General features: G+C 40.5%; 14 protein-coding genes. 1 reads left to right on the forward strand and 13 read right to left on the reverse strand.

The annotated features are described in order from the left end of the window. The first annotated feature begins 189 nt into the window (after nucleotides 1-189). Complete coding sequence (nifJ, locus tag R2R35_RS08895) at nucleotides 190-3726, forward strand: pyruvate:ferredoxin (flavodoxin) oxidoreductase (RefSeq protein WP_317734150.1); 3537 nt, start codon at nucleotides 190-192, stop codon at nucleotides 3724-3726. A 533-nt stretch (nucleotides 3727-4259) separates the two neighbouring features. Here nifJ and R2R35_RS08900 read toward each other — a convergent pair. The 13 genes from R2R35_RS08900 to R2R35_RS08960 all read right to left on the reverse strand — a co-directional run bounded on the left by R2R35_RS08900 (nucleotide 4260) and on the right by R2R35_RS08960 (nucleotide 17072). Further along, the gene (locus R2R35_RS08900; protein ID WP_317734151.1) at nucleotides 4260-5186 is read right to left on the reverse strand and encodes an AEC family transporter; all 927 of its coding nucleotides are present in this window, start codon (nucleotides 5184-5186) and stop codon (nucleotides 4260-4262) included. Between the two features lie 260 nt (nucleotides 5187-5446). Next, complete coding sequence (locus R2R35_RS08905; RefSeq protein WP_317734152.1) at nucleotides 5447-5572, reverse strand: hypothetical protein; 126 nt, start codon at nucleotides 5570-5572, stop codon at nucleotides 5447-5449. An 83-nt stretch (nucleotides 5573-5655) separates the two neighbouring features. Beyond that, entirely contained in the window at nucleotides 5656-6909 is a 1254-nt protein-coding gene (locus tag R2R35_RS08910; protein WP_317734153.1) for an O-antigen ligase family protein, read from the reverse strand. 263 nt (nucleotides 6910-7172) lie between these two features. Beyond that, nucleotides 7173-7853: a precorrin-8X methylmutase gene (locus tag R2R35_RS08915; protein WP_317734155.1), complete on the reverse strand. Its 681-nt coding sequence runs from the start codon at nucleotides 7851-7853 to the stop codon at nucleotides 7173-7175. Between the two features lie 50 nt (nucleotides 7854-7903). Beyond that, the gene (locus R2R35_RS08920) at nucleotides 7904-8431 is read right to left on the reverse strand and encodes a cob(I)yrinic acid a,c-diamide adenosyltransferase (RefSeq protein WP_317734156.1); all 528 of its coding nucleotides are present in this window, start codon (nucleotides 8429-8431) and stop codon (nucleotides 7904-7906) included. 223 nt (nucleotides 8432-8654) lie between these two features. Further along, entirely contained in the window at nucleotides 8655-10175 is a 1521-nt protein-coding gene (locus R2R35_RS08925) for a cobyric acid synthase (protein ID WP_317734157.1), read from the reverse strand. A 665-nt stretch (nucleotides 10176-10840) separates the two neighbouring features. After that, complete coding sequence (gene cobD / locus R2R35_RS08930; RefSeq protein WP_317734158.1) at nucleotides 10841-11887, reverse strand: threonine-phosphate decarboxylase CobD; 1047 nt, start codon at nucleotides 11885-11887, stop codon at nucleotides 10841-10843. Nucleotides 11888-11982: 95 nt separating this feature from the next. Further along, nucleotides 11983-12954, reverse strand: a complete 972-nt coding sequence (cbiB, locus tag R2R35_RS08935) for an adenosylcobinamide-phosphate synthase CbiB (RefSeq protein WP_317734159.1) — start codon at nucleotides 12952-12954, stop codon at nucleotides 11983-11985. A 140-nt stretch (nucleotides 12955-13094) separates the two neighbouring features. Next, nucleotides 13095-13673 carry a histidine phosphatase family protein gene (locus R2R35_RS08940; protein WP_317734160.1) on the reverse strand — a complete coding sequence of 193 codons (579 nt, stop codon included), beginning with the start codon at nucleotides 13671-13673 and terminating at the stop codon, nucleotides 13095-13097. 88 nt (nucleotides 13674-13761) lie between these two features. Beyond that, nucleotides 13762-14163 (reverse strand): bifunctional adenosylcobinamide kinase/adenosylcobinamide-phosphate guanylyltransferase, encoded by a 402-nt coding sequence (locus R2R35_RS08945; protein WP_317734161.1) that lies wholly within the window; start codon nucleotides 14161-14163, stop codon nucleotides 13762-13764. Nucleotides 14164-14337: 174 nt separating this feature from the next. Further along, on the reverse strand, nucleotides 14338-15096 hold the full coding sequence (locus R2R35_RS08950; protein WP_317734162.1) for an adenosylcobinamide-GDP ribazoletransferase: 759 nt from the start codon (nucleotides 15094-15096) through the stop codon (nucleotides 14338-14340). Continuing rightward, nucleotides 15084-15635, reverse strand: a complete 552-nt coding sequence (locus R2R35_RS08955; RefSeq protein ID WP_317734163.1) for a bifunctional adenosylcobinamide kinase/adenosylcobinamide-phosphate guanylyltransferase — start codon at nucleotides 15633-15635, stop codon at nucleotides 15084-15086. The genes R2R35_RS08950 and R2R35_RS08955 overlap by 13 nt, the downstream gene beginning before the upstream one ends. Before the next feature lie 24 nt (nucleotides 15636-15659). After that, entirely contained in the window at nucleotides 15660-17072 is a 1413-nt protein-coding gene (locus tag R2R35_RS08960) for a nicotinate-nucleotide--dimethylbenzimidazole phosphoribosyltransferase (RefSeq protein ID WP_317734164.1), read from the reverse strand. Nucleotides 17073-17074 lie beyond the last annotated feature (2 nt).

A 17074-nucleotide genomic window follows, 5' to 3' on the forward strand; every position in this document is an offset into this window, starting at 1 on the left:
TCTCTACTATAGGTATTCCACTGGATTTTCTTATTTTTCAGGTTTGCAGGAAATCGGTTCTTTACCAAATAAAGCTAGTTACATAATTAACAATGTTCAGTAATTGAGGCGCACAATGAGGTGACTCATTATTTTTGTTGTATTCTAAACTCTCTCGATTACTGCATTCATCAAGGAGGATAATATAACATGGCTAGAAAAATGAAAACCATGGATGGAAATAATGCCGCAGCTCATGTCTCCTATGCGTTTACCGATGTTGCAGCTATCTATCCAATCACACCATCTTCAGTTATGGCTGAAGTAACTGACGCATGGTCTGCGCAGGGAAGAAAAAACATTTTCGGACATGAAGTTCAGGTAAGTGAAATGCAATCCGAAGCTGGTGCAGCTGGTACAGTACACGGTTCCTTACAGGCCGGTGCTTTAACTACTACTTTTACTGCATCACAGGGTCTTCTTTTAATGATTCCTAACATGTACAAAATCGCAGGTGAATTACTCCCTTGCGTTATTGACGTTTCTGCCCGTGCATTAGCAAGCCACGCGCTGTCTATCTTCGGTGATCACTCCGACGTTTATGCATGCCGCCAGACAGGTTTTGCAATGCTTTGTTCCGGAAATGTACAGGAAGTTATGGATTTAGGTGCTGTTGCACATCTTTCCACTATTAAATCCCGCGTTCCTTTCCTTCATTTCTTCGACGGTTTCAGAACTTCTCATGAGATTCAGAAGGTTGAGACCTGGGATTATGAAGATTTAAAAGAAATGACTGACTTAGATGCTGTTGCTGCTTTCCGTAAGCGCGCATTAAATCCTGAGCACCCCGTAACACGCGGTACTGCACAGAACCCCGACATTTTCTTCCAGGCTAGAGAAGCAAGTAATCCTTACTATGATGCCGTTCCCGGTATTGTAGAAGAATATATGAATAAAGTAAATGCCAAAATCGGAACAGATTACAAACTGTTCAATTACTATGGCGCTCCTGATGCAGAGCATGTAATCATCGCTATGGGTTCCGTATGTGATACCATTGAAGAGACAATTGATTACTTAGTAGCAGAAGGCGCGAAAGTAGGTTTAATCAAAGTAAGACTTTACAGACCTTTCTCCGTAAAACACTTACTGGATGTTATTCCTGACTCCGTTAAGCAGCTCAGTGTACTTGACAGAACAAAAGAGCCCGGAGCTCTTGGTGAGCCTTTATGGTTAGATATCGTAGCTGCCTTAAAGGATACGAAATTCAAAGACATTCCTGTATTAACAGGTCGTTATGGTTTAGGTTCCAAAGATACTACTCCCGGACAGATTGCTTCTGTTTATAAAAATACAGAGAAAAAGAAATTTACAATCGGTATCGTTGATGATGTTACTCACCTTTCACTTGAAACAACCAAGAAATTCAACACAACTCCTGAAGCAACTATCAGCTGCAAATTCTGGGGTCTTGGTGCGGATGGTACAGTAGGTGCTAACAAGAACTCCATCAAGATTATCGGTGACCATACAGACATGTATGCTCAGGCTTATTTCGATTATGATTCCAAGAAATCAGGTGGTATCACTACTTCCCACTTACGTTTCGGAAAAGCTCCTATCAAATCTACATACCTTGTAAGCCAGGCGAACTTTGTTGCTTGTCATAATCCTTCTTATGTTAGAAAATACAACATGGTTCAGGATTTAAAAGAAGGCGGTTCCTTCTTACTTAACTGTGGTTGGTCCATGGAAGAGATCGAAGCTCACTTACCTGGACAGGTTAAGCGTTATATTGCTGAGCACAACATCAAATTCTACACCATTGACGGTATCAGCATTGGTAAGGAAATCGGTCTTGGCGGACGTATCAACACAGTATTACAGGCAGCTTTCTTCAAATTAGCAAACATCATTCCTGTGGATGATGCAGTTAAATATATGAAAGCAGCTGCTACCGCTTCTTACAGCAAGAAGGGTGACGCTGTTGTTAAGATGAACCATGATGCTATTGATCGTGGTATCACAGATGTAAAAGAAATTCAGGTTCCTGCTTCCTGGGCTAACGCAGAAGATGAAAGCCTCTTAAGCGAAGCAACTGGTTCCAGAAGAGAAATCGTTGACTATGTAAATAAGATTCAGAATGTTGTTAATGCACAGGATGGATACAGCTTACCAGTTTCTACTTTCGTAGACATGGCAGACGGTACTTTCCCCTTAGGTTCTGCTGCATTTGAAAAACGTGGTATTGCAGTTGATGTTCCTATGTGGAATCCTGATAACTGTATACAGTGTAACTTCTGTTCTTATGTTTGCCCTCATGCCTCCATTCGTCCTGTTGCTATGACAGAGGCTCAGGCTGCTAATGCTCCTGAAGGTTCAACTTATGTTGACTTAACAGGTATGGCTGGTTACAAATTTGCGATCTCCGTATCCGCTCTTGATTGCCAGGGTTGCGGATCTTGTGCAAATGTTTGTCCCGGCAAGAAAGGTGAGAAGGCTCTTACAATGGAAAGCCTTGACACTCAGCTGGATGCACAGAAATTATTTGATTACGGCGTTGAAATCGGCTTCCCTAATGAAGTGGTTGCTAAGTTCAAAGAGACAACCGTTAAGGGCAGCCAGTTCAAGAAACCTTTACTTGAGTTCTCCGGTGCCTGCGCAGGCTGCGGTGAAACACCTTATGCAAAACTTGCTACTCAGTTATTCGGAGACAGAATGTATATCTCCAATGCTACCGGATGCTCCTCTATCTGGGGCGGCAGTGCACCTTCCACTCCTTATACAGTAAATAGAGAAGGAAAAGGTCCCGCATGGGCTAACTCCTTATTCGAAGATAATGCAGAGTACGGTTATGGTATGGCACTTGCTCAGAAAGCTTTAAGAAAGCGTCTTATCGCTTCTGCAGAATCTCTGTTAACGACTGTAGAGAACACAGATGTGAAGTCTGCTCTTGAGCAATACCTTGCTACAAAAGATTCCAGTACTTTAAATGCTCCTGCTTCCACAGAATTAATTGCTGCTCTTGAGAGCTGTGAATGTGACAACGAAGACAGAGCAAACATCCTTACCAACAGAGACTTCTTATCCAAGAAATCACAGTGGATCTTCGGTGGTGACGGATGGGCTTACGATATCGGTTTCGGCGGCTTAGACCATGTAATTGCCAGTGGTGAAGATGTAAACATCCTTGTATTTGATACAGAGGTTTACTCCAATACAGGCGGTCAGTCCTCCAAATCCACACCTACCGGTGCGATCGCTCAGTTCGCAGCTGCCGGTAAAGAAGTTAAGAAGAAAGATCTTGCAGCTATCGCTATGAGCTACGGTTATGTATATGTAGCACAGATCGCTCAGGGTGCTGATTACAACCAGTGTGTGAAAGCATTTGTTGAGGCTGAAAGCTATCCCGGTCCTTCTCTTATCATCGCTTATGCTCCTTGTATCAACCATGGTATCAAAGGTGGTATGAAGGGTGCTCAGACAGAAGAGAAACGTGCTGTTGCTGCCGGATACTGGCATACCTTCCGTTTCGATCCTCGTCTTGAAGAACAGGGCAAGAATCCATTCCAGTTAGACTCCAAAGAGCCTACTGCTGATTACCAGGAATTCCTTGCAAGTGAAGTTAGATACAGCTCTCTTGCACGTTCTAATCCTGAAAGAGCGGCAGACCTCTTTGCTAAGGCTGAGGCAAGTGCTAAGGCGAAGTACAAGAAACTTGTACGTTTAGCTTCCTGGGAAGATTAATACAGGTATTTAAGGCAGGAAAGTAAGAGTTTACTTTACTGCTTAGATAAAGATTTGGTAGAAAAAGAATGCGTTTTATTTGACGCATTCTTTTTTTGTTCTGTATGTAAGATAAATAGGAGGTTTTTGTAAAGGGGACGGAAAAATGGACCAAGCAGAAAAACTCATGCTTCAATTCCAAGGTATAAGAAGTCCTAATTCTCTGGATTTTTTGTGCTTGACATATTATAAAACTGATAACTCGCTTCGCTCAAACAATCAGTTTTATAATATAGCACAAAATATCCAGAGAAAAGGACTTCTAATACCTTTCCATAGGCGCATTCATTTTTCTGCTTGGTCCATTTTTCCTGAAACTTTATGGCTATAAGACCTTTGAAACTTTCTTATTTTGCTTTGTGTATGGATGAAGAATTTCGTTCCGCATTGTATATTCTGGTCCTTGCGTTGATAAATCAAACAGGGAGAGAAGTTATTAGACTCTATTGGCTCATATTTCAATATTACATACTATCTGCTACTATTTTAGCCTTTTATTTTATAAAAAAGCCTGCAAAGAACATAAGGATTGGAATAGTCACTAATGAAGTTATGGTGCTTACTGTATATAGTTCCGAAGCATAGAGGTGATTCTTATTAAAACGCAGCGCAAATAACATTCCGGTTGCTGCTACTGGACAAGCTGCTGCTATTACAGTTGTGGTAAGTATCATATGGTCTATGGGAAGCTTATGAAAAAGTACTACCAGGATTGCAGGTATTAATAGCTGCTTCATGATAACCACCAGATAGATCCTGCCCTTTAACAGTACCTTCTTTAGCTGGGATTGCGCCATGGTGGCTCCTGCGATTATCATTGCCAGCGGAGTATTCATAGATGCCACATAGTCCATTGATCGATATAGGACTTCTGGAATTCTGACATTTAATAAGAACAGTACGAGTCCCGCTATAATTGCTATAAAAGTGGGTGATACCAGAGTCTTTCGTATTGCTTTCAAATCCTTTTGTCCTGTTATCAGTATAACGCCATGGGTCCAGATAAGCACATTAAAGACGGTTAAATAAGCAGTTAGATAAAATACACCTTCACCGCCAAATAGGCTGTTAATTAGGGGTATACCGATAAATCCGCAGTTTGAGTATACAGATGAAAACCTCTCCAGTGAAATATCCGGTTTATTCTTACCTCTTATTAATAGTCTGGCTATGCCCATTGCGATCAGATGGCTTACGAAAGCTAGTACAAAGGATATCTCAAGACCTATCAACAGCTCTTTGTTAAATTCCCTCTGATAAGAGTTAACGATCAACAAAGGGTTAACGACTAAAAGCAGAAAATCAGACAGCTTTCTGTTGGTTTCATGATTAATGATCTTTATCTTATAACAGAAAAAACCTAATAACATTATCAGAAACATAATTAGTATTTGATTAAGTGCAATGACTGCTAATGTCATATAGTACCTCTTCTAGATGGTGTTTATTACACACCAAAGTATCATATCAAATTTAATTTTTACTGTCAATCATACTTGTTGACAAATATCTTGTCTTTAACGTAGGGTTCTTTTCTTTTTTGTTCTATAGTAAATGTAGGGTTGTGTAAATAGTACGTTTCTACATTTTATTCTTTATATTTAAATACATTTATAGGAAGTTTTAAATGTCCGTGTGCAAAACAAACATTTGTTTAATAAGGTTTCATATTGCTATTACACTAATCTACATTCGCAGCCTCCCTTATTATTTGTAATTTACTTATAAGACAGCAAAAGACCGGCAGATATCCTCCTGGATTCTTTCTCTGCCGGCCTTTGGTTACATTTATCAACTTTTCGTTCATATTTACAGACTCATTTTGAAACTGCTCTTCTGCTTCTTTAAGCACTTATTCTTTAAGCACTTATCCTTTAAGCACTTATCCTTTTAAGCGCTTATTCTGTCTTTGCCACTCTCTTTGCTCATTAAGATATGTCTGGATTTATCATAGGATACCCTGCAGTACACAATAACAGGAGATACCTTCTGTATGACCAGTCCGGGAATTCTTTCAGCAATCACTACTTCTTCTTCGTCTTTCTTTATTGCTCCAGCTCCTGCCATGATAAAGAGGAATAAGGGCATTGTCTGCACCCACATCAGTGTTACATCGGTTATTCCGTGTACCAGCGCTGCTCCTGCCACTCCTAAGATCAAAGAGGTTATATGGGTATTCTTCTGGTAAAAGCATCTTTTTAAGATGTCCAGTATAAACTTTCCAAAGGCTGCAAACAGCACGATGGTTCCAAGGATTCCGTAATTTAACAGGAACTCAAATAATATGCTGTGGGAATGTACAACCAGTTTGCCGGTCTGAAGTGTGTCGTATGCATAGGCCATGGTTCCTTTTCCAAGTATAGGGGCTTCCTGTATGAAGGACAGCGCATCCTTCCATATCTTGAAACGCATACTGAGGGTCAGACTTGCTTCTGATATTCTTGGAATAATATCAGGGTTGATGAGCAGTATCATGCCAATACCGACTCCTGCCATAGCGACAAAGGTAATCAGCAGCCGTTTATATTTTAATACAAATAACATTACGGCGGTTCCGGCTAATACTTCTACCCAGCCGAACATACTTTGGCTTAAATAGATATTGATCAGGTTCATTGTAACGGCAATCAGGTATATTTTCTTATTTCCCTGGCCTGTCAGCAGTTTGTATACACAAATAAGTATTACTGTTGCAGAGATGGTAGCAAAATAGTTTGGATAGAAGAAAATGCTGCATACTCTCTGATAGCTTAAATAATCCATAGAGATAAGTACCTTTTCCACCAAAGCATATATTGTTGAGAAGCAGCTGAATATACACATTATTGTAAGACTCTTCTCGTAAAGCTCTGCGGTCATAATCCGGTATTGATATATTCCAAGGACTGCTGCAAGTGTAAATACAAAACCTCCCAGTACTCCCATCCAGTTGCCGTAAATTAAGGAAACTGCCTGGAAGAACAGCTGAAAATAAATCACACCTTTAAAGCCCTTATGTACAATTAAGGCTTCTCTTGTCTGTTTGTTGATTATTATATATAAGGCTATTGCAACTAATATAATACCTGATAGCATGTAGGGCAGAAATATAGCCGCTGCTGCTATCATAACCAAATTACTGTCTGTCAGTAACTTTTCCGCCATTGCGGTAAAATCTCTTTGTTGTAACGCTTTTATAATAAATTCTGTATCTTTTGTTTTTTTAGTTATAACTTTATTATCTATGATAACCCGCCTCTTTTCTTTTTGATTGCACCTGAGTTACATTAGCGCTTCTCACAAACAGAAGACCGAAGTTTCCGCAATTAATGTCTATCACGAAAAGGCATTTTATCACATATTAATAAATTTATCAATTTGGTATATCCTTAATGTTTTTTACGAATTTATTAATTTTTACGTAAATTTTATGAAGATTTATCATTTAGCTCTGCTTTTGCCAGGTACAAAAGAGCATTACAGATACCGGCAGCAACGTTGCTTCCACCTTTTCTGCCTCTGGCTACAATGCAAGGTATATTAAGGTCCTCTATCATTTCCTTCGCCTCTACTACATTTACAAATCCAACGGGTACTGCAATTACAAGTGCTGTCCTAAACTGCTTCTCAAGGATTAATTCATGTAGTGTTATAAGAGCCGTAGGGGCATTACCAACTGCAAAGATAAGCTCCCCTTCGAGTATCCCCTCTTCTTTTAACCGAAAAGCTTTCTCCATACTCGCAGCTGCCCTGGTAATTCCTCTTTTTTTTGCTTCCTCCGCTACATCCTTATCTGCCATGAAGCAATGTATCTCACAGCCGAATTGCTCTAGTGCAGCTTTATTGACTCCTGCTTTCCCCATGTTGGTATCCGTAATAATTACCGGCTTCTTTTTCAGGACCTCTAGGGTATGGCCAACAACACCTGGTGAAAAATACAGGTTATCCGCATAATCGAAATCAGCTGAGGTATGTATTACCCTCTTAATGATTGATATGGTTCCAGGTTCCTTCGCCTCAAATCCACGTTTCTTTAGTTCTTCTTCAATAATCTCAAAACTTTTTTTCTCAATCTCCTCCGGGAGAAGATTCTCTATCCTGTATTTCATTCTTCCTCGCCTTCTGCCGTTCATAACGACCCTTTATAAGCTTCCCTGCATTAAAATTCAATTCCTTTTCTTGCGCCGATATGCTGGTCATAGGGATGTTTCAGCTTTTTTATTTCTGAAACATAATCTGCATATTCCAGAAAAAGCGGTGCCGGATCTCTGCCGGTCAGAACAAGCTCCAATTTCTCAGGTTTTTCTCTTATTAGCGTATCGATTATACTTCTATCCAAAAGATTATAATAGTAAGCCGCACAGACTTCATCCAGCACCAATAAGTCACAAGCCTCTTCATAAATGTATTGCAAGGCATTCTTTAGGTTTCTGTTATGAAGTTTTGTTATCTGCAGCTTATCCTCTTCTGTCATTCGTTTATAAAACCCGTAATCCACATCATTTCTGATTACTGTTACATTCTTAAGTTCTCTTAAGACATCAATCTCACCGGAGTCTCTTGCTTTGAGAAATTGAAAAAATACGACCTTTAACCCACTGCCTGCAGCTCTGACGGTTAAACCCACAGCGGCTGTGGTCTTACCTTTACCGTCACCACAATATACATGTATCAAGCCTTTATTCATTGTAATCTCCCTTCGCGCTTTTCTACGCTTAAACAAGGCAGGAATTTGCTTTTTATATCTACACTAATTCCCATGGAATATCTTATCTGTCTGTCCAGATTTTCAAAATCACCAGGTTAATAACCCAGTCGAGTCCTGGTACCTTTCAATCAAGAGTGAAATATGCTTTCTGCTTTCCACACCAGCACCTGATTAACTGAGCTTACAATTACCTGGTGATCTATTATTTTGCACCTTCATCCATAATTTTATAAATCAGCTCCATATCCAAATTCATCCTAACGGTATCAGCAAGGAGATTGTATTGACTTTCTTTATAAGCATTAAAATCAAGAGGTTCAATCCCTTCATATGTAAGACCTTTTCTCTTTAGGAGGAGTTTCATTAATCTTTCACAGAAATCCCCCTGGTCAAAGATACCATGCACATAAGTGCCAAATACATTCCCTTTTGCAAATCCCTCTTGCTTACCCTCGGATTTTTCTGTGAGGGGGGTAACCTCCGAAAAGCTTCCCTCTGCCATATCCGTGAGGACCCTTGAGCGGCCCATATGTATCTCATATCCTTCGAATTCTGCATCACTAAGCTCGGTTAGTTCCTCTTGCATTTTATGAACTCTGCCCCGTACTCTGGTTCGTACTTTCTCTTTTTCAAATATCGTCTCCAGCGGCAGTAAACCAAGTCCCCTTAAGTCGCCTCCCCCTTCGATATGATCAGGGTCTTTCAGCACTTCACCTAACATCTGAAAACCACCGCAGATTCCCATGATAATTACATCTTTCTGGGCCAGCTTCTTGATTGCTGCTTCCATCCCGTTCTGTCTCATCCATAACAGATCACTCAGCGTATTTTTTGTACCGGGTATTATGATAATATCTGCATTCTCAAGGTCACCTGCACCGGTTGCGTATACCAGTGACAGATACTCCAGTGATTCAAGTATGCTAAAGTCAGAAAAATTGGAGATCCTGGGGAGTTTCACTACTGCTGCCTTCAACTGACTTACCTTCCCTTTGTCTTGAAAACGTTCTGTAAGGCTGTCCTCATCATCCAGGTTAAGATACACATAAGGAATAACTCCTGCCGTAGGGCGATTGATCAAATCATCCAGCATGGTAAGACCAGGTTTTAGAATTTCTTTATCCCCTCGGAATTTATTGATTATTACTCCCTTGACCAGTTCTTTCTCTTCTTCCTCTAACAGCATCATGGTACCTGCCAATTGGGCAAAAACTCCTCCCCTGTCAATATCACCCACTAATAAAACCGGGGCTTGAAGCGCTTTCGCCAGCCCCATATTAACGATATCATTTTGTTTAAGGTTAATTTCAGCAGGACTTCCGGCGCCTTCGATAACAATATAGTCATAATCCTTTTCCAGTTCCTGAAATGAGTCCATGATAACCGGCATTAAAGAGCGCTTATATTTAAAATATTCCACCGCCTTCATGTTCCCTATTACTTCTCCTCTGACAATAACCTGAGAACCTACATCGGTAGTGGGTTTTAAAAGTATTGGGTTCATAAGCACGCTGGGCTCAACCATAGCTGCTTCTGCCTGAACCACCTGAGCCCTTCCCATTTCGAGCCCATCCTTTGTTATAAAAGAGTTTAAGGCCATATTCTGTGACTTAAAGGGGGCAACCCTGTATCCGTCCTGGCGCAGGATTCTGCACAACCCAGCCGTTAAAAGACTTTTTCCTACCCCGGACATGGTTCCTTGGATCATTATTTTCTTTGCCATAAAGACCTCTTTTCTGAATGTTAGATTTTTACCTGTTTTATTCATACTTTCTTTTTCTGAGTAAGAAATTAGTAAGGATTTCTTTATTTCTTATGAAAAGCTTCCTATTATATAAGCAACTTCAGGCTATATATGTATTTTAATAATTAATGAACCTTATCTTAACTTTATTACTCCATTCTTACTAACTTTATGTAACTGTTTATACTATCCCATGTCTCTTTTTTACAGTCTCTTTTTACAGTCTCTTTTTCTATTGCTTGTTCTCTTATTTCTTGCATGTTAAATTCTCTTTGTGGCTACAATGCTTCGTGTCCTTTTTTCTCTATTAATTACAGTTCTGTTTATTCTTCTAAGCTATAATTCTCTTTGTACTTCTATTCTTCATATACTTTTTCTCTTAAATTACTTGTTCTGTTTTTCTTCTATGCTATAATTCCTTTGTACTTCTATCCTTCATGTCGTGTTATCTGTTATACTACTTGTTCTGTTTTTCTTTTAAGCTAAATTCTCTTTATGCTTCTATTCTTCATGTCCTTTTTTCTAATAAACTACTTGTTCTGTTTTTCTTCTATGCTAAAATTCCTCTGTACTTCTATCCTTCATGTCGTGTTTTCAGTTATACTACTTGTTCTGTTTACCTTCAGCTCCAACATTCTTCTGCCCTATATGGCATCTTTCCCCAGAATCTCGCCGATTACTTTCAGCAGCTGTTCGTTATCTTCCCTTGCTTTAACGGCAGCCCGGTAGTAGCCAGGTCCTAACTGCCTGTAATTTTTACACTCTCTGATCAGAATCCCTCGCTTTAATAATTCCTCATAAAGCCCTTCTTTCCCATGAAAAAGCAGGAAATTGCCTTGTGAGGGATACACCTTAAATCCCAGGGCAGAAAGCCCCAAACTCAAATATTCTCTCTCCGACTCAATCCATTTGTATGTCTTTTCCCGATATGCCATATCCTTTAGTGCTTCCACACCGGCAAGCTGTGCCGGCAGTGATACATTCCAGGAAGGGGTATGCCGCAATAGCTCCTCCATTAATTCCTTGCCGCTGCAGACACCGTATCCAAGTCTCAGCCCTGCCAAGGCATAGAATTTTGTAAATGCCTTAAGGATAAAAAGCCCCGGATATCTCTTTCTATGGCAGATAAGTGACTCTGCTTCTTTCACAAAGTCGAGAAAGCATTCATCCACAACAAGAACTATCCCAAGTTCCTGGCATTTTTCTGCTACTTTTATCAAAAGCTTCTTATCTACAAGATTGCCTATCGGATTAGAAGGATTACACAAAAAAACCATATGAATATCAGGCGTCAGGTGGATAAGATAATCCTCCTGTAATGCAAAATCATTTTCTTCCTTTAAATTATAATACGCAATTTCGCAGCCAACAGCCTTAAGAGCCTGTTCATATTCTATGAAGGTAGGTGCACAAAGAAGCGCTTTGCCCGGTCTTATTACCTCACATAATCGGTATATCATATCAGAAGCCCCATTAGCACATATAAGCTCATCATCGTCTAAGGAGTGCTCTTTTGCAAGTGCTGTCTTAAGCTCCCTGTAGTAATCATCAGGATAGCGGTCGTATAGGTCCACTGAGTCTATGAGTATTTTTCGGACCCCTTCCGGCATACCAAAAGGATTCGTATTGACGGAAAAGTCCAAGGATACCTTTTTATCGTATATTTCACCACCGTGTGTATAACTGAACATGCTCTATTTTCTTTCCTTTCTTACAATGCTTCCTTACGGCTGCTCCGTTTAGGAAATAAACTTTGTTTCGCTGTATCTTACTTAAGCTCCGGCTCTTATAAATACCTCATTATAAGGGCTCTGCATCCGCCAAACAGAAGCAGTGCAAATAACGAACTGACATACATCAGACGGTTTGCTCTCTTAATATCTTCTCTTTCCACCGGCCTGGTATTATCACCTATGGTCTTTTTATGATGAATTACCCCAAAATAGGAGGCATCACCGCCTAACTGTACCCTCAGGCCTCCGGCACATGCACTTTCCGTCTGAGCAGAATTCGGACTGGAATGGTTTCTGTTATCTCTTCGGTAAATACGAAAAGCTTCTTTCAGGTGTAAACCTGTCAACGGGCAGCTTACTATAAACAGATAGGCTGCTACTCGTGACGGGATATAGTTTAATATATCATCCAGTCTGGCTGCACATCTTCCGAAATAAAGATATTTGCTGTTCTTATAGCCTACCATGGAATCCATAGTATTAACTGCCTTATATAGAAAACCCAGTACCGGTCCTCCCAGCAAAAGATAACACAAAGGAGCTATCACACCGTCAGAGGTATTCTCTGCAACAGTTTCAACGGCTGCCTTTATGATGCCCTCCTCTGTCAGTTCCTTGGTATCTCTGCCGACAATCATGGAAACATTATATCTCGCTTCCTCTATATTCTTCTTACCTAAAGATTTATAGACCTTCATGCTCTCTTTTTTTAAACATCTGGCTGCCAGCAGCTGATAACACATCACAGTCATAATACCAAATCCAAGCCATCGGTTGATCTGATAAGCCAGCTGTATAAGAAAGAAAGGAATCCCACCTGAGAAAGCCAAAACCACCAGTACTAATATAAAACCGCCGATAAGCTCACCTTTCTTTGTTACCGGCAAAAGTTTCCTAAGTATCTTCTCTGTTATTTGTATCAGTTTTCCGATTAATCTTACCGGATGATACAGCCAATAGGGATCACCAAGAATAAAATCCAACAAAAAGCCTGCCAGACACGCCAAAAGAATATCGTATACCATAATCTTACCTCTATCTCCCCATTTTTCCTGAAGTTCTACAGCAAACTAATCTTATACAGCATATAGAATCTGCATATAGAATTAGAATTACGACTTCGTAATTATAGATACTGCCAGAACCTTCGCTATTATAAAAATACTTAACTTAACTTCTGTAATACCTTTAAAGAGTACTCTCCTACCAGTTCACATAAGTAACCTTCACCATTTTTTAGCTGCCAGTCAAAATAACCTTTCTTCTCAAGACTGTATTTATTAAGAATTGCCATAATCGTTCCTCCGTGTACCACGAAGGTTATTGGGCTATCCGTATTAAGAAGGATCTCTTCATAAGCTTTTGTACAGCGTTCCTTAAAGGCTTCATTTCCTTCACCTCCAGGAAAATCCATAGTTCCTCCGCTGTCAATCCAGGCCTGATACTTCGCATTGTCTGCCAGTTCCAGATAATTCTTGTATTCAAATTCACCAAAATTGCATTCCCTGAGTCCCTTATGTAATATTGGCCTTATTGCAGGAAATAGTATCTCCGCAGTTTCCTTACATCTTCTCAGTGGACTTGCATAGATAATTTCTCGTTCTGAAAAAGGGTAAAGATAAGATTTCTCGCTTATCAACTGTTTCCCTGTTTCACACAGACCTTCATCGGTACTTCCAACATAACGCTTCTCAAGGTTTCCGGCTGTTATTCCATGCCGTATAAATCTTATGCTTCTGCCCATTTTACCCTCCTTTTTAAACTTATTTATGTATCCTGCATGTTCATTGTTAACTTACTGGCGATGCTGTACTTCCCTTCCTATTCCTTTTCTATATTTCAGACTCTCCTTTTAACAGGAGTCCCAGTCCACAGGAGATTCGCTCAACATGAACGGCATTAGAGGCAATTTTTAACGTACAGTGACCTACTGCTTCTCTAAAACGTCTGTCTTTCCTGTCCATGGGTACTACACCTGCTCCCACTTCATTGCAGATAATCACTGCCGATGGGTTGTATTTGATCAGTTCCTCTGTAAATTCTTCCGGTTCTTCACCTTCTGTAAGTAACCGCTTTACAAATTCGTGGTAATGGTTAATAAACCGCTTCTTAAATAATTCTTCTTTCGTACATACAGCACCGTCACAAAGTTGGTCACTGTCCTTTGTTATCTTATATTTCGTCAATACATAATCTAACTTGCCCTGATTTAATCCACCGATATACAGTTCCATCAACTGCCCCTTTCTTTTTCCTTCTATAATACTTTGTATCTGTTTACACTTGCTCTCTTTATGTCATAGTACTCTATTGTACTCTGACAGCACCCTTGCAGAACAGTAGTCATCAAAAAGCTGGAACCTGAACTCCTTTATAACAGTACTATACAACGTAGACATACGCATTTATTATCTATACAGCACGGCACAGCTTATTACTACAAACAGCTCACAAAGCTGTAAGAAGAAACCCGCCAGGTCCCCTGTAATTCCCCCAAATTTCTTATCAGACATTCTTCTATAATAGAAAAAAACAACTACTACCGCTGCTGCCGGTACCATTCCTTTCACTCCGCCTATTATAAACATCAGAACAACCATAACGATAACTGTACCAAGGAGTGCCGCTGCTGTAACTTTTTTCTGAGCAGCAGAGGAAAAGGTATGCAGTGTTCCCTCTTTTTTAGCATTTGGAAACCAAATCAGAGAAAGTCCGCTGAATGCTCTGGATAATACGAATCCCAAAGCAATAAGCAGACAAGGTATCAGGTCTTTTATTTCCGTCAAGGCACCGTAAAGAATCAGTATATACATAAGCCCTCCAATAACTGCAAAGGCACCGCAATGAGGATCTTTTAAGATCTTAAGCTTAACTTCCTTTGACTGATAGGAGCTCAGGGCATCTACTGTATCCAGAAAGCCATCCATATGGATTCCTCCTGTAATGATGAAAGGCAGCACAGCCGCTATGGCTGCCGTAAAGCTCTTTCCAAACCCTAAGCTTGCTGAAAGAAAATACCAGCCAAGAAAAACACCACCAATAATCACCCCTATCAGCGGAAAGAAAACCATGGAATATTTCATATCCTCTTCTTTCCATTCAAAGATAGGTACCGGAATCTTGGAATACATCGAAAATGTTATAGCCAGTCCTTTTACAAGTCCCATATTTTTTCCTCCTCTTTGATTGTAAGCTTAAGCCCTGATACAATTTCATATACATTATCAGCCATTACAGTAAGCCGTCTGTTGATTTCACCCAGGTATTTCAGATAGCCCATGGTTTCCTCGTATACAGAACCATAGTCAGAGAATACTTCATTGGTAACAATCACTACATGCTCACATTGTCCTCTTAATACATTCACACCATTGATTATGGCATCACAGAGCCCCTTCCCGCCATATATACTGATATACCCTTTTGGATCATACATTTCATTTGCCAGTAGATTGGACATGCACTCCAAAAGCAATACTGGTCTGTCTGAAAGGGTGACACTTGCAATGTCCGTATACTGCTCCAGGGTTTCATACCCTTTGCCGGCTCTTACAGTGCGGTGCTTCGCTATCTTCTGCCTGCATTCCTCGTCCCAGGGAATCATGGTAGCCAGATAGGTTGCTCTATCCTTTTTTAAGGTTTCAATTACCTTTTCTGCAAAAGCTGATTTACCGCTGGCACTTCCACCGGTCACCAGTACCATCATAGATTATCCCCCTTTTCATAATTGCTATTTTTGCTGTAAATCTTCATAAGCTGCAATCTTCATTCCGCAAAAGGTAGGTGAATTCCGGTACACTGCCTCCGCCATATCTAATAACGGAAACAAAAAAGCGGTACCGCTGCCTTCACCCAAAGCCAGATCACCGTAAATAACCGGTGTAAGCCCCAGTTCCTTTAAGATATAATCACAAGCCTTCTCCCTTCCCTGATGAGAGGCCAGCATGAAATGAACGGCATCCGGATTTATCCTGCTGGCAGTCAGGGCTGCCACAGCAGAGATAATTCCATCGATTACTACCGGAAGACGGTAAAGCATTCCCCCAAGGAATAATCCTGTAATCCCGGCAATATCAAAACCTCCTATTTTAGCAAGCACATCCAGAGGGTCAGAAGCGTCCGGTTTGTTAACTATGATTGCCTGTTCAATGACCTGTATCTTATGGATGATTCCTTCTTTTGATAAACCTGCACCGGGTCCGGTAAGCTCCTTCACCGGAAGCTTTAATAATACACTTGCCATGGCTGAACTGGTAGTGGTATTCCCAATTCCCATTTCTCCGGTTCCAACAAGGGAATATCCTTTTTCCTTCAGCTCTTTCATAAGGTTAATACCGGTCATAACAGCCTGAATTGCCTGTTCTCTGCTCATAGCTGACCCTTTGGCAATATTAAAGGTGCCACTGGCAACTTTTGCATAGATGAAACCCTTCTGCAATGTAGCTCTGTGAATCTCCTGTCTTGCAGTTTCTTCCTCTTGATCCAGTTTCGCTGTCATTACTTTCTCTGTATCCTTGTCCGGTTCTTCCAGCTTCTCTTTTTCTGTATCCCTGTCCAGGTTCTCTGACTCCTCTTCCGCGTTCTCGTCCAGGTTCTCTAGTTTATTTTTCTCTGCATACTTGTCCGGATTCTCTGGATTATTTCTCTCGGCATACTTGTCCGGGTTCTCTGGCTTATTTCTCTCGGCATACTTGTCCGGGTTCTCTGACTTATTTCTCTCGGCATACTTGTCTGGGTTCTCTTTTTCTTCGTGCTTACCCGGATTCTCTGTTTTTGTTTCCTCTGTGTTCATGCCGATGTCTACTGCGATTACCTGTGCGCCGCTAAAGCGGGCAAGGGTATTAATATTTCCTTTTCCTTCGGCGATATGACCGGCAACGATTGCTGTTACACTTTGATCTGTCTGGGTGACACCTTCCTCCACCACTCCATTATCACTGCACATTACCACGATTGCTTTCTTATCCAGATTAATATCCTGACAACCAGTTATACCGGCAATTTTTATAAGATGTTTCTCAAAGGTTCCAAGGCTGTACAGAGGTTTCGCCACTTCATTCCAGCGAAGCTTACAGGCCTCCATGGCTTCCTTATCAAGTTCAAAGCTTCCTTTCGTTAAATCCTCAAACTGTCTCAAGTCCATAT

The organism is Anaerocolumna sp. AGMB13020, from assembly GCF_033100115.1.
Taxonomy (GTDB): Bacteria; Bacillota; Clostridia; order Lachnospirales; family Lachnospiraceae; genus Anaerocolumna.